Origin of the sequence: Dyadobacter bucti (genome assembly GCF_005869225.1) — a bacterium.
Lineage (GTDB): Bacteria > Bacteroidota > Bacteroidia > Cytophagales > Spirosomataceae > Dyadobacter > Dyadobacter bucti.
On sequence record NZ_SWFP01000008.1, the window covers coordinates 109624 to 130022 of the forward strand.

The following is a 20399-nucleotide window of genomic DNA, read 5'->3' on the forward strand; positions in this document are numbered from 1 at the left end:
GTATTATTTCTTTCTGGTGATCATTTGTAAAGAACCGACTTTACAGCTTCGACCACTCTTTTTACGCTTGGCAAAATTTCTTCAATCAGCGTTGGAGCGTATGGAAGAGGCACGTCGCGATTGGTGACCCTGATCACCGGCGCATCCATATAATCGAATGCGTGACGCTGGATATGGTATGTAATTTCTGTTGAAATGGATGCCAAAGGCCAGGCTTCTTCTACTACTACGCAACGGTTTGTCTTTTTAACGGACTCAATAACAGCAGGATAATCAATAGGACGAACTGTGCGTAAGTCTACAACCTCCACATCAATTCCTTCTTTTTCCAACTGGAGTACCGCGGGCATCACCACGCGGGGAATCATTTTTCCGAAAGAAACAATGGTTACATCCTTACCTGCGCGTTTTACATCAGCCTTGCCCAGCGGAATCAGATACTCCTCTTCGGGCACCTGCATTTTATCTCCGTACATCACTTCCGATTCCATAAAGATAACCGGGTTATTGTCACGGATCGAAGACTTCAGCAAACCTTTCGCATCATAAGGATTGGAAGGCACAACCACTTTCAAACCCGGCGTATTCGCAAACCAGTTTTCAAAGTTCTGAGAATGCTGCGCTCCAAGCTGCCCCGCATTACCAGTAGGTCCACGGAACACAATCGGGCAACCATACTGCCCGGCAGACATGGAAAGAATCTTGGCCGCACTATTAATGATCTGGTCGATAGCTACCAGCGAAAAGTTGAAGGTCATAAACTCGACGATCGGACGAAGACCATTTCCTGCTGCTCCAACTGCAATACCTGCAAATCCAAGCTCAGCAATAGGCGTGTCGATGACGCGGTCGGGACCAAATTCGTCCAACATTCCCTGACTGGCTTTGTAGGCGCCGTTGTATTCCGCAACTTCCTCGCCCATAAGAAATATACTTTTGTCAAGGCGCATCTCTTCCGACATAGCGTCGCGAATGGCATCTCTGAATGCTAATTCTTTCATTCGTGATTTTATAATTATTTAATTCTTAGAAGGAACCACAGCAAAATCCGATTTTCTGAATTTGATTTACACCTGGTGGTTACATAAAAAGACGTTTTGTATACTTATTTCAAAATGATCTGGTAAAATTAGAGAAACAAGGTCAATTCTCAAATTCTTTCAGAGAACCATTCTGTTAAAAAGAAGCCAAAAATTACAGCAAATACGGGTTAAACCGGAATCACATCTACTTCCACAGAAAGCTCGTGTTTTCCATAACTGAATATTATCCCTTTTAATGGCGGGACATCGCTGTAATCGCGGCCCCATGCCGTGATGATATGCCTTTCTCCGGGTACGACATTATTGGTAGGGTCGAAGTCGCACCAGCCATAATCAGGAATAAAAACCGATATCCAGGCATGCGACGCATCCGATCCCTGTAATTTCTGTTTTCCGGGCGGCGGAAGCGTTTCCAGATAGCCACTTACATATCTGGCGGCAAAACCGAAACTACGTATGCAAGCAATGGCTAAGTGGGAAAAATCCTGACAAACACCTTTTTTGGAGGCAAGTACCTCCTTTATTGGCGTATTAACCGTTGTGAAATCAGAAACGAAATCGAATTCCGTGTAAATTTTCCGGCACAAATTCCGGACACATTCGTAAAGTGAAACATCATCCCGAAAACAGTCAGCCGCGAAATCCAGAATTTCCTGGTCCCATTTCACAAGCGGGCTGGGCGTGATATATTCCATCAATGAAATCTTAAGCGACCTGTCTGTAACAAACCGCTGGCGGGCAGCCCCGCAAGTTCCGTCGGCAGAGATCAACGGCGGCCCCATGGCCTCGCTCAGGCATTCCACAATACTGGACGTAAGCACAGTGAGGTTCTTATGCGGTGTATGAATTGAGAAATAATGGTTTTTATTTCCATAAAAATCAGTCCGTTCCACAATCTGCGCAGGCTCTGGCGTTACATTGATGGAAAATGAATGACATATCTGATTCGGCAACGTGCGCGGCGTGAGGCACAACAAACTGTGGTAGTTGTTTACCGGCACAGTATATTGGTATTCAGTTTTATGTGTCAGCCTATATTTCATCCTTATCGTAGTCAACGGGTTCAAAAAACGAATGCTGCATCATGGTGTGGCTGAAATACATGTTGGTCAGATTGGTGGAAACAGAGGAAATCAGCCTGGAAACTTCCGATAACAAATCGAACAATTCCTTCCTTTCCGAATCTTCATCCGATTTGCTGAGGGCCGATATATTCGCGAGCTTGACCAAGGTGGAAGCTTTCAGCACAAATTTTTGGGCCTCATTCAAACGCTCCCCTCTTGTCGTTACCGGCAATTTACCAAGGTTCCTTTTCAATTCATCGAGCATATAAACCAGCGAGTAAGGCAGTGACTTTTCAAGTAAAACCATGTCCAGCATCGTTTCCACGCTAAGCTGAGATTTATATATCTGACGATAATTCACGAGAGAATGATGATTAATTAAAGTAGCTTCTATTAATTCATTCTCAACATTCTGCTCATTTTTTACGCCAAAGTTTGATTGGATCACGCTGGTGCGGGACAAGATGCGCTCGATAAGTTTGCCTGTTTCGAACAACAAAAAGCTGTTATCCCTTGGCATACTTTCGGCTATCACACCCAAAAACGTGAACATGTTGTTGAACAATCCGTCCAGCGTTTTCTGGATATTGTTGCTGTTCATCGACGACGCATTTCGGATCTCATGAAATCCATTATCGATCAGATCGACGATCCGCCAGATTTCAAGGTCCCACTGGTTACGTACTGCGCCGACGGAATTCAGAAACGATCCTATGTTCGATGCAATGCTCCCTGGTCTGGTCGTATTGGACACCAGATCAATAATTTCCGTGTAAGGATTTGAGAGCGTATCTTCTTCGGTAAAACCGGGGTAAGTAGCTGAAAGATGCGTAAGGGCCTGCAGCAAAACTTTGATATGCTCCTGCTTGGCCGATCCACCAAAGTTTCTGTCCAGGTTCAGTACATTGATCGTAATGTTCATGAATTTGATCACCGCCATCGTTCTTTCGCAATAACGGCCCACCCAATACAAATTTTCCGCGCTCCGGCTGGGAAGCGATATGTGTTTGTTTACAGAGGCCGGAACATTCAGCACAATTTTCTCCTGAATTTCTTCGGTTTTATCTGAAACGATCCAGGTATCCTTTGAAAGCCCCCCATATTGGTTGGAAATAACGAACCGGTCTTTCACTGGGGAGCTCCTTGTCAAGCCGCCTTGCATCACATGATAACCGTTTTCATCGGCTACCATAAATGCTCTCAACGCTGCATAACGGGGTTCAATATTCCCGTTGATCAATGACGGCGTGGTAGAAAGGCTTACTTCCTGCTGGGCGATATATTCGTGCGGGCGCTGGGAGATCATTTTTTTCAGCTCTTCACGCTCCGAATAAGAAAGCAGCCTGCCGTAAATCGACCTGAACTTTGATTTTCTGTTGGCTTTTTTAATGATCAGCTCATCCAGGTGGTCACACACATAACCCAGTTCTTTTTTGTGTCCGCACCACCAGGTAGCAACGGAAGGCATCACAAGTTTTTCTCCCAGAAAATATAGGCTGATATTATCCATAAATGCCAGAAACGCGTGATTTTCAACCACACTGGTTCCCGGCGGATTCAGCACCTGCACATTTCCCATCCTGATAGCCTGAAGCAATCCCGGCACACCCAGCTGCGAATCCTCGCGGAGTTCGAGCGGGTCACACCAGTCGTCATCGATCCGGCGGATAATAACATCCACCTTCTGAAGTCCGTCTATCGATTTAAGCCACACACATCCGTTCCGCACCAGGAGATCGTCACCCTGAGCCAGGGTGTAGCCAAGATAAGATGCCAGGTACGCGTGCTCAAAATACGCTTCGTTGTTTGGGCCGGGAGTGAGATAGACAATATTTGGTGCGTCTTTACTTTTATCCGATAACCTCGAAACGGTGTTCTGGAGACAATTGAAATAAGGTGAAAGTTTGCTGACATACATCCCATCTGCAAGTTCGGGCAGGAGCTTGCTCATCACGATCCTGTTTTCCAGCGTGTAGCCAGAGCCGGAAGGTGCCTGCGTCCGGTTGTCGACAATCCACATCTGACCGTCGGGCCCCCGCGCCATGTCCGCAGCAAAAAGCGTCAGCTGATTCGCGGAAGGTAGTTTTATATCAATACATGACCTTAAAAAGCCGGTATTTTCGAAGACAAGTTCGGCCGGGATAATTCCATCTTTTACCAGATTCCTCGGGCCGTAAAGGTCTTTCAGTATGAGGTCAAGCAATATAGCCCTTTGCTGTAGGCCTTTTGTAATCAGTGCCCATTCTTTTTGTTCGATCAAAAAAGGAATAGGATCCAATTGCCACGGACGGTTCAGGCCGTCAGGTGTGCCATATACATTGTAGGTCACACCATTCTCACGCAGCTTACTGATAATCTCCTGGTTCCTGTTTTTCAGTTCGTCAAGCCCCAGCTTCTCCAGCGTGGAGAAGAGTGCCTGCCAGTATGGCTTTATTTTACCGTTCAGATCCAGAACTTCATCATAAGAGCTAAGTCCGCTTTGATACGACTGTAAAAGATTCACGGATGCCTCGGTAAGCATAGTTCAATTGAAATTATTCAGTTAGAAAAGGGTGTTTGGCATACCATATTGCGTTGCACCCGCGACGTAACTGCCGGCAAGATTACGATCTCGTTTTCCAGAATTTTCTCAAATCCAGCGTATTAGGATATTCCGGGTTGATCAGCTCTATCGGTGTATCGCTTTTCATTTCCTTTTTGGTCTCCGCGACAAACCTGGAGACGCCTCCTGTATTTTTCTCCAATATAGGGACTTCCTGTTTTGCGGAAGGTGTATGCCCGAAACCCTGGAACAAACTGATTTTTCTGGATTCTGCCTCAAAACTGTTTACGGGATAAGTGTCAAAACTGCGCCCGCCGGGGTGTGAAACAAAATAAGTACAACCGCCCAATATACGGTTATTCCATGTATCCACAATATCAAAAACCAGCGGCGCGTCAGCCCCGATCGTCGGGTGCAAAGCAGATGGCGGGTTCCATGCTTTGTAACGTATTCCGGCCACATATTCACTTTTGATACCCGAACTCCGAAGCGGTACCCGACAGCCATTGCATACCAGAATATGCCTTCCTTCCACAAAACCGCTGATTTTCACCTGCAGTCTTTCCAGCGAAGAATCGACAAAACGGGCGGTACCGGAATTGGACAATTCCTCTCCCAAAACATGCCAGGGTTCTATACCCAGACGCAAGTCCAGCTGGATATTGTCAACCTTGATCCCGCCATAATGTGGAAAACGGAACTCGAAGAATGGATCAAACCAGGAAATATCGAAATTATATCCTGCCTCTTTGAGATCATTGACCACGTCCACCATATCGAGGTAGGCAAAATGCGGCAACAGGAAGCGATCGTGCAGCTCTGTTCCCCAGCGTATCAATTTATGTTTATATGGATTTTTCCAAAATTTGGCGATCAAAGCCCGGACCAGCAAAGTCTGGACCAGGTTCATGTGTTTGTGCGGCGGCATGTCAAATGCCCTGAATTCAAGTATACCCAGCTGGCCCGTTGCGGAATCCGGCGAGTACAATTTATCCATACAGAATTCTGAACGGTGCGTATTGCCGGTGATATCCACCAGCAAATTCCTGAAAATCCTGTCCACCATCCAGAAAGGCACTTCCTTATCGTCCGGTATTTGATCAAAAGCAATTTCGACTTCATAAAGCCGCTCATCGCGGCCTTCATCAATACGCGGCGCCTGGCTGGTAGGGCCGATAAACGGTCCCGCAAAAAGGTAACTCAATGCAGGGTGATGCTGCCAGTAGGTAAGCAGGCTTCTGAGTAAATCGGGTCTACGGAGTATAGGGCTGTCGGCTGGTTTCGCGCCTCCGATTGTCACGTGGTTTCCACCTCCGGTTCCCGTATGCCGGCCATCGACCATAAATTTATCAGTACCTAATCTTGAAAAGAAAGCCTCTTCATACAATGCGCTGATGTTATCCACTAGCTCCTGCCAGGTTTTCGCAGGATGTATATTCACTTCTATCACACCCGGATCGGGCGTAACAATAAGCTTCTGCACGCGGCTGTCGGAAGGTGCAGCATAGCCTTCAATCCGCACGGGCATCTGCAATTTTTCAGCCGTAGCTTCAATCGAAGCCATCAGATCCAGATAATGCTCCAGATAATCGGTAGGAGGCAGATAAACATAAATGATCCCGTCTCTTTCTTCCACGCAAAGCGCAGTTTTAATAATAGGAACCTCAAATAATAATTTACCCTCTTCCTCCTTTCCTCCCTTTCCTCCATCCTCCTCTTCTGGCAAAACATTAACCGGAGGCACATAAGCCGGGGCAACCGATCCGTAACGAGATTCTACAAGCGGCTTGTAATCAGCCAAAACCGGCAAATCTTCGAAGGGGCTGCGTTCCACAGGCTGCTCACGATGTTCTTTTGCCAATTCGGGAAGTGATTTCAGCGGCAACCGAAATCCGATCGCTGAATTTCCAGGGATCAGGAAACAATGCTCGCGCCGGAACTGCCAGGCCGTACTTGACCAGTGTTTCCCTTTTTCATTCCATTTTATTGGTAAAACAAAGCCTGCGGGATTATTTAAACCTTTTTCCAAAAGCTTCGCCAACGTCCGTCTTTCGATAGAATCTTTTAAATCTACTTTTAACGGGTCGATATTAACAGGCAGCTTACCCTCCTCCATTGCCCAGTAAATCGGGTCCTCGTAAGCAGGAGTAATGTTGTTAATGTCTATGCCAAGAAACTTTGTAAGTTCCGTTGCAAAAGTCTCTGCTTCCCTGAAAGTATATTTGGTTTGACCTTCTTTCGTGACCAGCTCATCGTTGCGCCACATCGGCACACCATCGTTTCTCCAGTACAGAGCATATTGCCACCTCGGAAAAGGTTCGCCGGGATACCATTTGCCCTGGCCGAAATGCAGCAGTCCGCCGTGAGCAAAACGCTTTTTCAATCTCAGTGAAAGATCATAAGCCAGCTGTCTTTTCAGCGGACCGTCAGCGGCCGTATTCCACTCAGGGGATTCAAAATCGTCAATTGAAATGAAAGTAGGCTCGCCGCCCATTGTCAACCGGACGTCGCCTTCCTGCAAGTCTTTCTCTACATCCTCACCTACCTGCATCACGGCAGCCCATTGTTCCTCACTATAAGGTTTGGTGACCCGGGGATCTTCATGTATGCGGAAGACCTTATTGTCAAATTCAAACGTAACTTCACAAACGTCCGTCGCACCCGACACCGGAGCTGCGCTGGCGTAGTCGGGTGTACAGCAAAGCGGGATGTGACCCTCACTGGCAAAGAGCCCGGAAGTAGGATCCAGGCCGATCCAGCCCGCACCCGGAACATAGGCCTCAGTCCAGGCGTGAAGATCCGTAAAATCCTCCTCAGGCCCGGAAGGTCCGTCCAGGGATTTGATATCGGAAGTAAGCTGAACGAGATATCCCGACACAAAGCGCGAGGCGATACCCAAATGCCTCAAGATTTGTACAAACAGCCAGGCCGAATCACGGCATGAGCCACTTTTGATGGTTAAAGTCTCTTCGCAGGTCTGCACGCCGACTTCCATGCGGATATTATAGTGAATGGCATTGTAAAGCTGCTGGTTAAGATGAACCAGGAAATCGACCGTTTTAATATCCCGGTTTACGGCGGCATTTGCAATCCATTGCATCAGCTGCGGCCCATTTTCACGTGGTTCCAGGTATGGCCCCAGCTCCTTTTTCAGCGAAGGGTCATATTGAAAAGGATACATTTCTGCATATTCCTCAACAAAAAAATCAAACGGGTTGATAACCTGCATTTTGGCAATCACTTCCACTTCCAGACTGAGTTCCGTGGTTTTTTCAGGAAAAACAACACGGGCCTGATAATTGCCAAAGGGATCTTGCTGCCAATTGATAAAATGATTTTCGGGAGATATTTTTAATGAGTACCCCTCTATCGCCGTTCTCGAATGCGGTGCCGGACGAAGCCTGAAAATATGCGGTGAAAGTGAAACACTCCTGTCAAACTTGTATTTTGTTTTATGCGAAATAGCAACTTTTATAGCCATAGTTGGAGTATTACAATAATATTAAATGATTTGGCAGTCAGGAAAATACCTGCTTCGAAAGAAATGTATTATACTTATTTTTCAAAATATATCCTTATAATACTTGCATTATGCAAAATATTATTTCCTTTTCACACTTTTCGGTTTCATCCGGATTACTATTTTACGAAAGTAACAGGATATTATTCCAAACGTGCTCTATTCCCAATTCATTCCGAAAGAAATCCCACTATTTACAATCCGGGAATTAATAATTTTGTTCAAAAGTTACGTACTTCGCCTAAATCCTGAATTACCATTATATTAACTCAAATGAAAATTGCAATCATAGGCTGCGGCAATATGGGCATGGCCTTCGCCCGGGCGTTCCTGAAATTTGACCTGGTTAAAAAAGAAGATTTTTTGATGGTTGAAAAAAGTGCCGACCGCATGGACAGCCTCAACAACTTCCAACCGGGGGTAATTACCGGTGTAATCGGGCCTCAGATTGGCGAGTATGACCTGATTATCCTCTCTGTTAAACCGCAGGATTTTATCTCGGTATCAGAAGCTTTAAAAGAAGTCGTTCAGCCTAACCAGGTGGTATTGTCAATTATGGCAGGCGTCACGATCCAGATCATACAAAATGCGTTGAACCATAAAGCTGTCATCCGGGCGATGCCCAATACACCAGCAATGCTGGGAATGGGGATCACTGCTTATTCTGCGTCCCCGGAAGTTGATATCAACCAGCTGCGTAAAATTGAGAACCTTCTCAATGCTACCGGCCGCTCGGTGTTCCTGGAAGACGAGGAGCAGCTCAATGCTGTGACGGCACTCAGCGGCAGCGGCCCGGCTTATTTTTTCTATGTTGTAAAAGCGATGATCGAGGCCGGAAAACAAATGGGTTTCGAGGAATCAGTGGCTGCATTATTGGTGAAGCAAACCATGCTTGGCTCTTTTCATCTGATCAATACAGCAGATAAATCCCTGGATGAATTGATTAAGGCTGTTGCGTCAAAAGGCGGAACTACCGAAGCAGCGCTACGGCAATTTGAAGCCGGGCATCTGGATGAAACGTTAAAGCAAGGTATTATCGCTGCACAGGTAAGGTCAACAGAACTTTCAAAAGGCTAGCTGGTGCGAAGCTCCGCTTCGTACCCAATATTCCAAGGCCTCCGGCCGGTGTTCGTAATTCACTGAGCCGGCCGGAGGCCTTGGAATAGAAAGCACGAAGCGCAGCTTCGTGCTAACATCGCGCTACTAATTAACCAAAACCTCGTCTACAAAAACCCACGCTTTCTGGCCCTTTCCGGGATGCCACGCTGGAAGCTTTGCTAAGGGCCTGGCGATAACTTTAATGCAACTGATCTCCTGAGGAGCAAAATCAGCTTCAAAAACCAGGTCGTCAACATTGGAAGTCGTTTTGTCAGGCATTTGCGGGGTAATCGTTTTCAGCAATTTCAGCGATTTTTCGTCGCTTCCACCCCAAACTTCAATACGTACCGGCGGGAAGATAAACCCTCCAACATTACGCAACATACTTAGCGTGACGCTACTAGCTTTGACAGGTTTTTTAAACAATAAATACGATTGAAAATCGGTTTCCCGGTAACCCAGCCAGCTACCGCTTCCAGGCTCGGCGCTGCTTTTCACACCATCGGCCAGGGACTTTCCTCCTTTGGCTTTATACTTCGCATCCGGCTCTGTGATAAGCCTTACACTGTCGGCCCGGTAGGTCGATTTTAAAAATGTCTTATCCACCTGTTTACTGCCGTACCATCCCTTTTTAAAGGCTTTTGCTTTCAGATCGGTGTTTTTACTGATAAGAATGGGTTTGTCATAGACAGGGGCGTTAATGCTATCGGGTTCAGTGCCATCAATGGTATACCTAATGACCGTCCCCGGAATCTGATGCTTCATTTTGATGGGCGTATTGCCGGAAATGATCTGCTCCTCGTTTTCAATGATCGGTGGATTGAGAGCCAGCACAACTGTATCACTCCGAAAACCAGTTTCAAAATCAATTTTCCTGCTCTTTTTCAATTGCGCCAATTCTTCCTGCTGGATATCGGTACTCCATATAAAGACCTTTTTAAGAGAAGGGATACTTTCAAGTTCTTTAACCTGGGCAAGCTTGATGGCCGTCCCGCTCAATGACAATTCACGGAGTTTGGTCAGTTTCTTCAATTCACTTAATGACCTGCCCTGGATATCAGTAAATGTGAGAAGCAGTTTTCGTAGCTCGGGAAATTGTGCAATCGTTTTTAAATCTTCATCTTTTACCGGCATTTTACTCAAATCCATTGCCACGATCTGATCTTTCAACGGAGCAAGGTCACTGATATCGGAGCTTTTGAAAGCAGCCCTGTTGTAAAAATTGACGAACAATGCCGGCGATTCGGCAGAGTAAGGTTTGATAAGCCGATAGGTTGTATTTAATTCTTTTACCTTACCAGGATCTGCTGCGCTGAAATCATAACTCTCCTCGGTTCGGCTGCCTCCCAGGATATTTTGTGCATAATTATAAACCGGATTTTGAGGTGAAATCGCACTCACCATCTGCTCAAAACTCGAACCGCCCTTTACCCATTCAGCCAGTAACACAATTTCCTCGTCCGTCAGCTGGGCTTTTCCTCTTGGGGGCATATGCTTTTTATCGTCCAGAGGCAAATGTACTCTGGCAAGCAGTAGCCCGAGATCTGCTCTGGTCGTATCCCAGAGCGCACCGTTTTTACCTCCTTTTGTCAACAATTCCTTCGTCTGCATCTGCAGGTCGCCCTTTGACTTTTCTGCGTTATGGCAAGCGTAGCATTTTTGCTTCAATACAGGTTGAACCAGGTCTGCATATACTTTGGCTTCCTCGAAAGAAATTTTATTTTCAGGCTCCGAAGACAATTCAAGCGGAGCGGTTAAAAAATCCTCTCCGTGAGTGAGGTTTCCGCCCAAATGTCCCCCGATCAACAGGAGCAGAATAAACGAAACTGCGATTATTTTGGAAAGAATTTTCCATGGCGGCAGATATTTCCCGGTGCTGTACCAGACAATGCTCGCGACTGAAATAACGATCCCAAGCCATTTATGCCAAAACAAGGTATCTGCTTCATAACCTTCTTCTTTAGAAAGCACAAAACCCGAAAATGCGGCTATCACTGCTGTAAATGTGCCGATCAGCAGTAAGGTGTCGGCCAAGTCCGAATTCCATCGCGTCGATTCCGGTTTCCCGACGAGCAGGGTCCAGATCGAGTAGAGCAGCAAAACAACCAAAGGAAAATGAAGAACCAGCGGATGCATACGCCCTATGGACTGCATCCAGAAAGGAATGGAAAGTCGCTCTTCAAAGACAAGCAGAAATACGAGCAATCCATTTAAAAAGAAAGCCAGATTGTAAATGATGCCTTTCCAATCTGCGAAATACTGATGCGAGGGTTTTGATTTTGAATTCATTAAGCGATAAGACCTTTTACCAGCTTTCCGGCTACATCTGTCAGACGGTAACGACGGCCCTGATGTTTAAAAACTAATTTCTCATGATCGAGGCCCAGTTGATTAAGGATAGTTGCGTGAAAGTCGTGTACATGAACCGGATCTTTTACAATATTATATCCAAATTCATCCGTCTCCCCATATACAATACCGGGTTTAACACCGCCTCCCGCCATCCATACTGTAAAGGCCCGCGGGTGGTGGTCACGACCGTAATTATCTTTGGTCAACGTACCCTGGCAGTAATTGGTACGCCCGAATTCCCCGCCCCATATCACCAGTGTCTCATCCAATAGCCCTCTTTGCTTCAAATCCGTAATTAATGCAGCAGAGGATTGGTCCACATCCATACATTGTCCTTTGATCTCATTGGGAAGACCACCGTGACTATCCCAGCCCTGGTGATACAATTGTACAAAACGCACACCCTGCTCGGATAACTTCCTCGCTAAAAGACAATTGGCTGCATAAGTACCGGGCACAAGACATTCGGGGCCGTATAATTTCACGATAGACTCAGGTTCTTTGCTCATATCGGTGATTTCCGGTACCGCAGTCTGCATCCTGAAAGCCATTTCATACTGTTGAACTTTCGCAGTAATTTCAGGATCCCCGAATTCACTAAATGTACCCTGGTTCAGTTCCGACAGCTTATCCAGCATTTTTCTGCGTTGGGCCCTGTCCATACCATCCGGATCGTTCAGATAAAGAACAGGATTTTCCCCGCTGCTGAATTGCACGCCCTGGTGTACCGAGTCCAGAAATCCGTTTGTCCATAATTTGGAATAAACGCCCTGTCCATTTCCCTTACCACGGGAAAGCAGCACACAAAAACCCGGTAAATTCTGATTTTCACTGCCAAGTCCGTAGCTCAGCCAGGAGCCCATACTTGGCCGGTTTCCAACCTGAGCGCCAGTCTGGAAAAAAGTGAGTGCCGGATCATGGTTGATAGCTTCAGTATTAAGTGATCTGATAATGCAAAGATCATCGACGATGCTCGACATGTGTGGCAGCAACTCGCTCATCCAGGCACCCGATTTTCCGTGCTGGGCAAATTTAAATACCGACCCCGCCAGCGGAAACTTGGCCTGATTGGCCGTCATACCCGTCAACCGCTGGCCGCCACGGATAGATTCGGGCAAATCCTCTCCATGCATTTTATTCAGCATAGGTTTGTAATCAAACAAATCCAGCTGAGACGGGGCACCGTTTTGAAAAAGATAAATGACCCTTTTTGCTTTCGGAGCAAAATGCGGCAGTCCTGCGACGATATCGTCCATATTGGGTTCGCCATTCCCTCTGAACAGATCAGGGATCAACAATGAACCGAGCGCGGCACTGCCTACCCCAAGGCTCAGCTTGGAAAGAAAATGCCGACGGGTCGTGTTTATTCCAAAATCAAAAACCTGTTTTTCCATTTTACAGCTTTTAGCTATAAGCCATTTATATTGTTTGATAAAAAGATCTTCTTGTATACGTCGACTCTATTATAAAGTCACAAAACAAATTTGAAATAAAGCCGAAAACCAATAGCTGACAGCCGATAGCCTCTAAGACTTTGTGATTGTTTCTTCCATATTGTACAAAGTATTGATCACCCGCATCAGCGCAGCCGCCTGATCTTCCGGCAATTTTTCCTCGTGTGGATGCTCGCCAACATTGAGTACTTTGTGCGCCTGCAACCTATTTTTTGTGAACATGCCTGCCTGATCGTTATAGTATTCAACCAGCAGTTTGATTTCTTTTTCGGTAGGCTTCCGGCATACAATCCTTTGAAAAGATTCTTTGATTTTATCTTCTACCGTACCCTGTTTCAACGTAATGCGCTCGGCCAAAACCCGCGAAGCTTCCAAAACCGTAGGGTCATTCAGCATCACCAAAGCCTGCAAAGGGGTATTTGTTTTTGAACGCTTTACTTCGCAATGGTCGCGGTTACTGGCATCAAATATGATCATAGAGGGCGGCGGAACCGTGAGTTTGATGAAGGTGTACATCCCGCGGCGATACAAAGCCTGCCCATCGTCCTGACGGTATTTTGCAAGCTGTCCGCGGCCGGAGGTAGCTGCTTCCCAAAGCCCTTTGGGTTGATATGGCTTTACACTTGGCCCGCCAATTTTCGGTACCAGCAATCCACTGCTCGACAATACCATATCACGCACAAATTCTGCAGGTAAACGATATCTGGGCCCTCTTGACAAATACACATTATCAGGGTCTGCTTTTAACTTTTCATCTGTGATCCTGGCCGACTGCCGATATGTCGAAGATGTTACTATCTGTTTAACAAGCCTTTTTATATTCCAGCCATGATCCATGAAATCGACCGCGAGCCAGTCGAGAAGTGCGGGGTTGGTAGGGAGGTCTCCCTGCATACCAAAATCACCTGTACTTTTTACAATTCCCCGGCCAAAGAATTCCTGCCATACCTGATTCACAAAAACCCTGGCAGTAAGCGGATTACTTCTATTCGTGGTCCAAGTGGCGAGTCCAAGTCTGTTTTGAGGGATTTTCGTTGTATCAAACTTCATCACCGCCGGAAGCGCCGAAGCGGTAACCACTTTCCCGGGTGCATCATAAACGCCACGGTTCAGGATATGTGTCGGCCGCAAGGTGTCCAGATCTCCAAGTACCGAGACAATCAACCGACTTGTGTCCGGCCTGTTGATAAACTTCAGCAAAGTTTTCGCCTCCTCGTCGGTAATGCTCATGATCGGATTTTTGGCGGGTTTCGACTGGGAAACATCGCCCTCATATCCGACCTCTTTCGAGTTATTGAAGAAAGCAAAAAGCCGGTAGTAATCCTCCTGGGAAACAGGGTCATACTTATGGTCGTGGCACTGCGCGCATTCTACCGACAGCCCCAGAACGCCCATTCCATAAGTCTTTGTTTTATCAATGTTGTACTCGATGCGGTATTCTTCAGGAATAACCCCGCCTTCCTCGGTATACTTGTGATTACGGAAAAATGCCGTCGCGAGTACCTGTTCCTTGGTCGCGTTCGGCAGCATATCCCCGGCAATCTGCCAGGTCAGGAATTTATCGTAGGGTAAGTTTTTATTAAAAGAATTGATCAGCCAGTCGCGCCACGGCCACTGCGTCCTGAACTCATCGTCCTGGTACCCGTAGGAGTCGGCATACCGGGCCACATCCAGCCAATAGACGGCCATTTTCTCACCGTAAGCTTTCTGGCTTAGCAACTCATCGACTGCATTTTCATAAGCTTTTTCGCTTTTGTCAGCTTCAAATTTATTCTGCAATTCGATAGACGGCGGTAAACCAGTCAGGTCAAGAGATACCCTTTTCAACAAATGGCTTTTATCGGCTTCTTCATTAGGGGCCAGGTTATTAGCCTCCATTTTATCCAGCACAAAATAGTCGATTTCATTCTTTGGCCAATCTTCCTTATCTATCTCCGGCAAGGCTGATTTCACAGGCGCAATAAAGGCCCAGTGCTTCTCATACTTCCCGCCTTGCTCAATCCACTTTTTGATCGTCTCGACCTCCGTCTCATTTAAAAGCCCCAAATGAGATTCCGGTGTCGGCATCTGATACTCCGGATCCACAGAAGTAATCCTTTTATAAAGCTCGGATTTCTCGGGATTACCCGGAAAAATGGCTACACCTTTTCCATCTTTCAGTTTGGCATAAGCACTTTCAGCCATGTCCAGCCGCAATCCCGCCTCTCTCTTCTTAGAATCAGGACCATGGCAAGCAAAACACTTGTCCGATAATATCGGTCTTACATTAAAATTATAGCTGATCGCTTCGGTGGAAGATTTGCTCTTTAGTGTACCGTTCTTTTGAAAGCAGGACAGCACCATAATGCCGATGGCGATTAATCCTCCTGCTGAAAAGAAAAGTCTATTTTTCATGATGAAATTACCTTGTGATTGTAAAAATTTCTCAATATAATTATAAACAAATTACTCAATTAAATTATTTATTAGCTAGTATTTTTTAAATAATTTAAAGATTGCCCGTGTGTACTGAATGGTCGCCAAGTCTATGGATTGCAAAGAGATCTTAGTTGCGTTTCTATCGTTTAATAGTTAAATTCAGATCTATCCCAGCCTTCGTGGCGAATATCGCTGGCTAGCTGTTTGCCTAGGCAAATTTACATAATACCACACATTTCCTGAATTAAATAACTGATTATGAGTGAATCATCAGATAATCTAAAAACATTGGACATCGTCTTGAACGGATTGATGAGCCGCTATAAAGAAAGGGTTCCCGATGTGAGTAAAATCATCAATGCAATGGTTTCAGATGGCATTATTGAAAATATCGAACGCATTGAAAATGACCACATTGCTTTTCGAACAATGGGTGTACCTAACCTGGGGATCAAGTCTTTTGAAAAGATTTTTATCCATTATGGTTATAAAAAGCGAGATCACTATTTTTTTGAAGGGAAAAAACTGGATGCCTGGTGGTACAGCCCACCCCGCGAAAGTGATCCGAGAATATTTGTCAGCGAGCTCCGGGTGGGGGATCTGTCAGAGGAAAGCCAGCGTATCATAAGGAGTTATACCGACGAAGTCACAAGCGATCCGGTCGATAGTCTTGACCTGGACAATGGCCTGGCTGTAGATGCTTTCCTGCACAAACCACTATGGCGTACACCGACGGTAGCTGATTATCAGACACTTTTGAAAGAAAGCGAATACGCCGCCTGGGTAATTTACAACAGATATTATCTCAATCACTTTACAATCAGCGTACATAATCTGCCCGAGGGATATCAGACTGTTTCTCAATTCAATGAATTCTTAGAGAAAAACGGCATCAAACTTAATACCGCCGGGGGGAAAATAAAGGTCAGCCCGGACGGAGGCTTGCTGCAGAGTGCTACTGTTGCGGAAATGTTGGATGCTGAATTTGCGGATGGAGAAAAATTCAGGATATCAGGGTCTTATGTAGAATTCGCGGAACGGAAAGTCTTACCTGAATTCAAAAACCTGCCTCCTGCTGAAATTGAAAGAAAGCATCGCCGCGACGGTTTCGAGGCTGCCAATGCAGATAAAATTTTTGAAAGTACTTATACGACGCAAACGTCGCGGTGACCTAGTCAACCAGAACAGATTGCTCAAAAAGTACATCGGGGCAAAAATTGAGGGGAGCGGAAATCTTTTTGCCGTTGTAATCGATCATTTCTGCGATGTCCTCCCAATAAATAGTTCGCCCGTCTGCCTTTGCCTGTTTGAAAGTATTCTCTTGCAATATCTTGTAGTACAGACTTTTCTTTTTCTGAAAGTATTCTGAAAGAAAGCTGCCAAAATCAGTCACCCTCACCTTATCATCACTCCATAGAGCTTTGACGGTAAAAGGGTCAATTGACAATATTTGCTTCACTCTCGGGTTCATTACTGCAAGGGTTTTATCTTTCGTAGCTGTCCGTTATCTTTTTGAGATTCCTGATAGTTTGTTAACAAATCATCTCTATGTAGTTCCACCCAGGCCTGGATCAAACTAATCATTTATCAACTAACTAACAAATGCCCTGCATCATTCATTCACAAGAAAATACACGATCCGGCAGGCATTACCTGCACTCTTTTCATTTTTATCGGAAGTAATATTCAGGCGTAATTTGTGCTTTCCGGGTGAAAGTTCATCATTCAGCATCAGGTACCAGGGTAAATGCAGCTGCGTGCTCCAGTTTGTAAACAGATCCAGTGTCTGTGTTTTTTTACCGTCAATAGAGTAGGAAATTTTCCCGGCATCCGGACCGGAAATAATTGCAATTCCAACTGCTTTCCCCTTAAAATCAAATTCCAGCGCCGCATTTGCTTCCTCTCCTACCAGCATCGGGACATTGACGAAACCATCTCTGGTCGACACTTTATCTTTGGGTGTCCAGCTTTGCACCAATGTAAAACCTTTCAGGTTTTTCGCTTCCTCAATCGGGTGATAATTCCCTTTTTCATAGGAGAATTTGTCAAGCAAAGCGGGCAGCTTTACTTCCTGAACAGAGGGGAAATCCAATTTCAGCAACTCTTTGATCGTCTGGAAATAAACCTCCTGACCATAGGGAGACGGATGCAGATCTTTAAAATCATACTGCCAGGAAAATTCCCCGGCACGGATCCGGTCATATACTTCCCGTGCGAGATTAATATAGGAGGCTCCATAGTATTTTGCCAATTTCTGATGCACCGCAACTTCAACCGGTTCTTTTCCTGCCTCGTAATCATTGTTTTTTACCGGCTCAGAAAAAGCCATCATGACCACGTCTGCTTTTGGATTTTTGGCGTACATCTGACGGAGAATACCTTCCAGTGCCCTGATCTGAGCCTTCTCGCTAAAACCATTTCCACGGTCATTCACCGCCGCTTCTACAAAAAGTAAATCGGGTACCCCTTTACCAATTACATCCCGCTGAAAGCGATAGGCATGTGGTGTGCTTCCCAGGGAAGGAATTCCGGCGGCGATGAACGTGAATTCGGTATCAGGAAAATGTTCCGTCAGATACTGGGAGGTTTTGTTGCGCCAGCCCGGGTTATGCGTGATCGACCCACCCAGAAATGCAACAGTTCCCTTTTTAGTCGTCCGGAATTTCTCATAAGCATTCCCCAAACCGCGATTTACTTCGATGTAAGGTTGATGCGAAAGCGGCTTTACAACCGGAACACTGTGTTGATAAATGAAATTGGCAAAAAACTCGGGATGTTCGATCGGGAAATGATGCCCCTCCAATTTCTGCTCCCTACGTGTCATGGGATAAACACTCACCGGTCCGCCTAACTGCGTGTAATTTTTTATCAGGATATCGCTATTTTCGGCAACAGGCACTACCTTATCCGCCAATCCGATCACATGCAGGATCGGAACTTTGAATGCAGCCAGCCCGGCCAGGTCATTGAGTGGAATATCTTTAAAATCTTTGGCCTGTTCTTCCGTCAGATTGTAGAGTTTCAGCCAGGAGGCCCAGTCGTCTTTCGAACCAGGCCCGTTACCTTTTCCGCCCGGCCAGCTTTTTGGGTCGCAAACCGGGGCTTCCGCGTAGATACAGCTTACTTTGTCGGGGTTTCTTTTTGCCCAACCATATACATACAATCCTCCCCGGCTCACGCCTTCCAGTGCTACCTTTGGCGCAAACTGTTTTTCTTTCACGAGGTAGTCATAAAACCGATCCCAAACCTGCATGGCTTTGGGGTTCCCGAACATATCATTGGTGTTGACATAAGCGACATGAAAACCCCTGGAAAGCAAAATACTGTCCATTTCGGTATGCCAGGTAGGGAAGTGGGCCCGCCACACCCAGGGATTTCCGGGAAGAGCTTTCTGAGGCTTAACGTACCATGCGCCCCTATTTTCAAAAGTAAATTCTACCTTATCAAATCCCTTCCAGGAAATGGTTTTTTCGGATGTTTGCGCTGAGATTCCGAAAGTGGTAAACAACAATATTACGCACCAAAACCATGTGTAGTATTTTCTTTTCATAATGCACAAAGAAATAACGACCTCATATTTACCGCCAGAATTACCCACTTTGGTATGATATTTTATACTTATATATCAAACTTCAAAAGAGAGATTATGGATAAGATTGAAAAGTTTAAAACCATGGAGAAGATTCTCCGTGAAATCGAAGATTTGAAAAATAGTGAGACTGCGGTTATCAAGAAAATCGGACAGATCGAAACAGAAAATATGAATGTTAATGTCCAGAATCTTGACAAGTCATTAAACGAAATTTACGACGGCGTGTATAAAAATCTTCAGCATGTAGAAGATCTTCAGACTTCCTTTACGGAAACTGTAGCGGACTTTAAAGAGAAAAACAAAATTACTGATGAGATGTTAATGGAGATCAGAGAGTAATTGCTTTTTTGAATCTGAATGAGCGTAACGCTGTCCTTGTGGGCAGCGTTACTTTTTTATATCACAGTCCGGCATCATCGGAAGCACCGAGTGCCAAAGCACTCCAATCCAGATGCGAGCGGCCTTTTCCGATAGCGGAAATTAGGCGGTTTCGCACCAGGTCAGCCATAGGCATTGGTACATTCACTTTTGAGGCGGTCTGCAACGTGAGGTTAACGTCCTTCAATCCAAGCGGCAACCCAAAAGCTACTGTGTCGTAACCATGCTGTGCGACTATCCTGCCGTAGTTCTGAAAAATCGGCGCGGCGAACAAGGTCTGAGTGAGCATTTCGTAAATGCTTTGCCGGGAAATACCGTTTTTTTCAGCCATTGTAAAAGCTTCGGACATCATTTCAAGACTGGCCGCGATCATAAAATTCCCTGCCAGTTTGATCACATTCGCAGCTCCCGGATCATCCCCGAAATCAAAAATACCTTTTACAAAAGTTTGTAAAACAGGCTTGATACGCTCTTTTGCGTCCGCATTGCCTGAAAAACAGATATTACCGATACCTGCGCGGACAGCCTCTGGCCTGGCAAAGATCGGGGCCGCAACATATATTGCTTCATATTCGTCATGGATTTTGCTCAATTGTCTGGACGTGTCAGGAGATATGGTACTCATGGAGATATGAACGCCATTTTTCCCGATTTTCTTTACGAGTTCCGGACTGAAAACTTCCTTCAGAACAGCGTCGTCGGCCAGGACAGAAAAAACAAGAGCGCCGGGCGTGATGGCGTCGATCGCATTTTCTACAATCTTAGCGCCAAGCTCTGCCAGGGGTTGCGCTTTGGAAAAAGTTCTGTTCCAAACCGTCACATCAAATCCCGAGCCGATCAGACTTTCGGCAATAGGCGCACCCAGATTTCCAAGGCCAAGAAATGCTATCTTTTCAGACATAATTTAAAGTTTAAGGTTTTATAAAGTAAATATTCTG

At 45.8% G+C, this 20399-nt stretch carries 13 protein-coding genes; 3 read left to right on the plus strand and 10 right to left on the minus strand.

The window, feature by feature from the left end:
- Positions 1 to 20: 20 nt before the first annotated feature.
- The 4 genes from FBF61_RS24500 to FBF61_RS24515 form a co-directional block, all read right to left on the minus strand.
- Entirely contained in the window at positions 21 to 1001 is a 981-nt protein-coding gene (locus FBF61_RS24500; protein ID WP_138482288.1) for a pyruvate dehydrogenase complex E1 component subunit beta, read from the minus strand.
- 209 nt (positions 1002 to 1210) lie between these two features.
- Positions 1211 to 2086, minus strand: coding sequence for a transglutaminase family protein (locus FBF61_RS24505; protein WP_138482290.1), 876 nt, complete (start codon positions 2084 to 2086; stop codon positions 1211 to 1213).
- Positions 2076 to 4628, minus strand: coding sequence for a circularly permuted type 2 ATP-grasp protein (locus FBF61_RS24510; protein WP_138482292.1), 2553 nt, complete (start codon positions 4626 to 4628; stop codon positions 2076 to 2078). Before FBF61_RS24510 ends, FBF61_RS24505 begins: the two co-directional genes overlap by 11 nt.
- Before the next feature lie 82 nt (positions 4629 to 4710).
- Positions 4711 to 8130: a transglutaminase family protein gene (locus FBF61_RS24515; protein WP_138482294.1), complete on the minus strand. Its 3420-nt coding sequence runs from the start codon at positions 8128 to 8130 to the stop codon at positions 4711 to 4713.
- Positions 8131 to 8442: 312 nt separating this feature from the next.
- Between FBF61_RS24515 and proC the strand changes: the two genes are divergently transcribed.
- Positions 8443 to 9246 (plus strand): pyrroline-5-carboxylate reductase, encoded by an 804-nt coding sequence (gene proC / locus FBF61_RS24520; RefSeq protein ID WP_138482296.1) that lies wholly within the window; start codon positions 8443 to 8445, stop codon positions 9244 to 9246.
- Between the two features lie 126 nt (positions 9247 to 9372).
- Here proC and FBF61_RS24525 read toward each other — a convergent pair whose 3' ends face one another.
- The 3 genes from FBF61_RS24525 to FBF61_RS24535 form a co-directional block, all read right to left on the minus strand.
- The gene (locus tag FBF61_RS24525) at positions 9373 to 11556 is read right to left on the minus strand and encodes an FN3 associated domain-containing protein (protein ID WP_138482298.1); all 2184 of its coding nucleotides are present in this window, start codon (positions 11554 to 11556) and stop codon (positions 9373 to 9375) included.
- Entirely contained in the window at positions 11556 to 13013 is a 1458-nt protein-coding gene (locus FBF61_RS24530) for a DUF1501 domain-containing protein (RefSeq protein WP_138482300.1), read from the minus strand. The genes FBF61_RS24525 and FBF61_RS24530 overlap by 1 nt, the downstream gene beginning before the upstream one ends.
- A 132-nt stretch (positions 13014 to 13145) precedes the next feature.
- Positions 13146 to 15467 (minus strand): PSD1 and planctomycete cytochrome C domain-containing protein, encoded by a 2322-nt coding sequence (locus FBF61_RS24535; RefSeq protein WP_138482302.1) that lies wholly within the window; start codon positions 15465 to 15467, stop codon positions 13146 to 13148.
- Positions 15468 to 15749: 282 nt separating this feature from the next.
- On the opposite strand from FBF61_RS24535, the gene FBF61_RS24540 reads away from it, so the two are divergent.
- On the plus strand, positions 15750 to 16661 hold the full coding sequence (locus FBF61_RS24540) for a DUF1338 domain-containing protein (RefSeq protein WP_138482304.1): 912 nt from the start codon (positions 15750 to 15752) through the stop codon (positions 16659 to 16661).
- Position 16662: 1 nt separating this feature from the next.
- On the opposite strand, the gene FBF61_RS24545 is transcribed toward FBF61_RS24540, so the two are convergent.
- Entirely contained in the window at positions 16663 to 16962 is a 300-nt protein-coding gene (locus FBF61_RS24545; protein ID WP_138482306.1) for a hypothetical protein, read from the minus strand.
- A gap of 141 nt (positions 16963 to 17103) precedes the next feature.
- Positions 17104 to 19041 carry an SGNH/GDSL hydrolase family protein gene (locus FBF61_RS24550; RefSeq protein ID WP_138482308.1) on the minus strand — a complete coding sequence of 646 codons (1938 nt, stop codon included), beginning with the start codon at positions 19039 to 19041 and terminating at the stop codon, positions 17104 to 17106.
- Positions 19042 to 19137: 96 nt separating this feature from the next.
- Here FBF61_RS24550 and FBF61_RS24555 point away from each other — a divergent pair, with 96 nt between their 5' ends.
- Positions 19138 to 19422: a hypothetical protein gene (locus FBF61_RS24555; protein WP_138482310.1), complete on the plus strand. Its 285-nt coding sequence runs from the start codon at positions 19138 to 19140 to the stop codon at positions 19420 to 19422.
- Between the two features lie 61 nt (positions 19423 to 19483).
- Here the strand turns inward: FBF61_RS24555 and FBF61_RS24560 are convergent, their stop codons facing one another.
- Complete coding sequence (locus tag FBF61_RS24560; protein ID WP_138482312.1) at positions 19484 to 20362, minus strand: NAD(P)-dependent oxidoreductase; 879 nt, start codon at positions 20360 to 20362, stop codon at positions 19484 to 19486.
- Positions 20363 to 20399 lie beyond the last annotated feature (37 nt).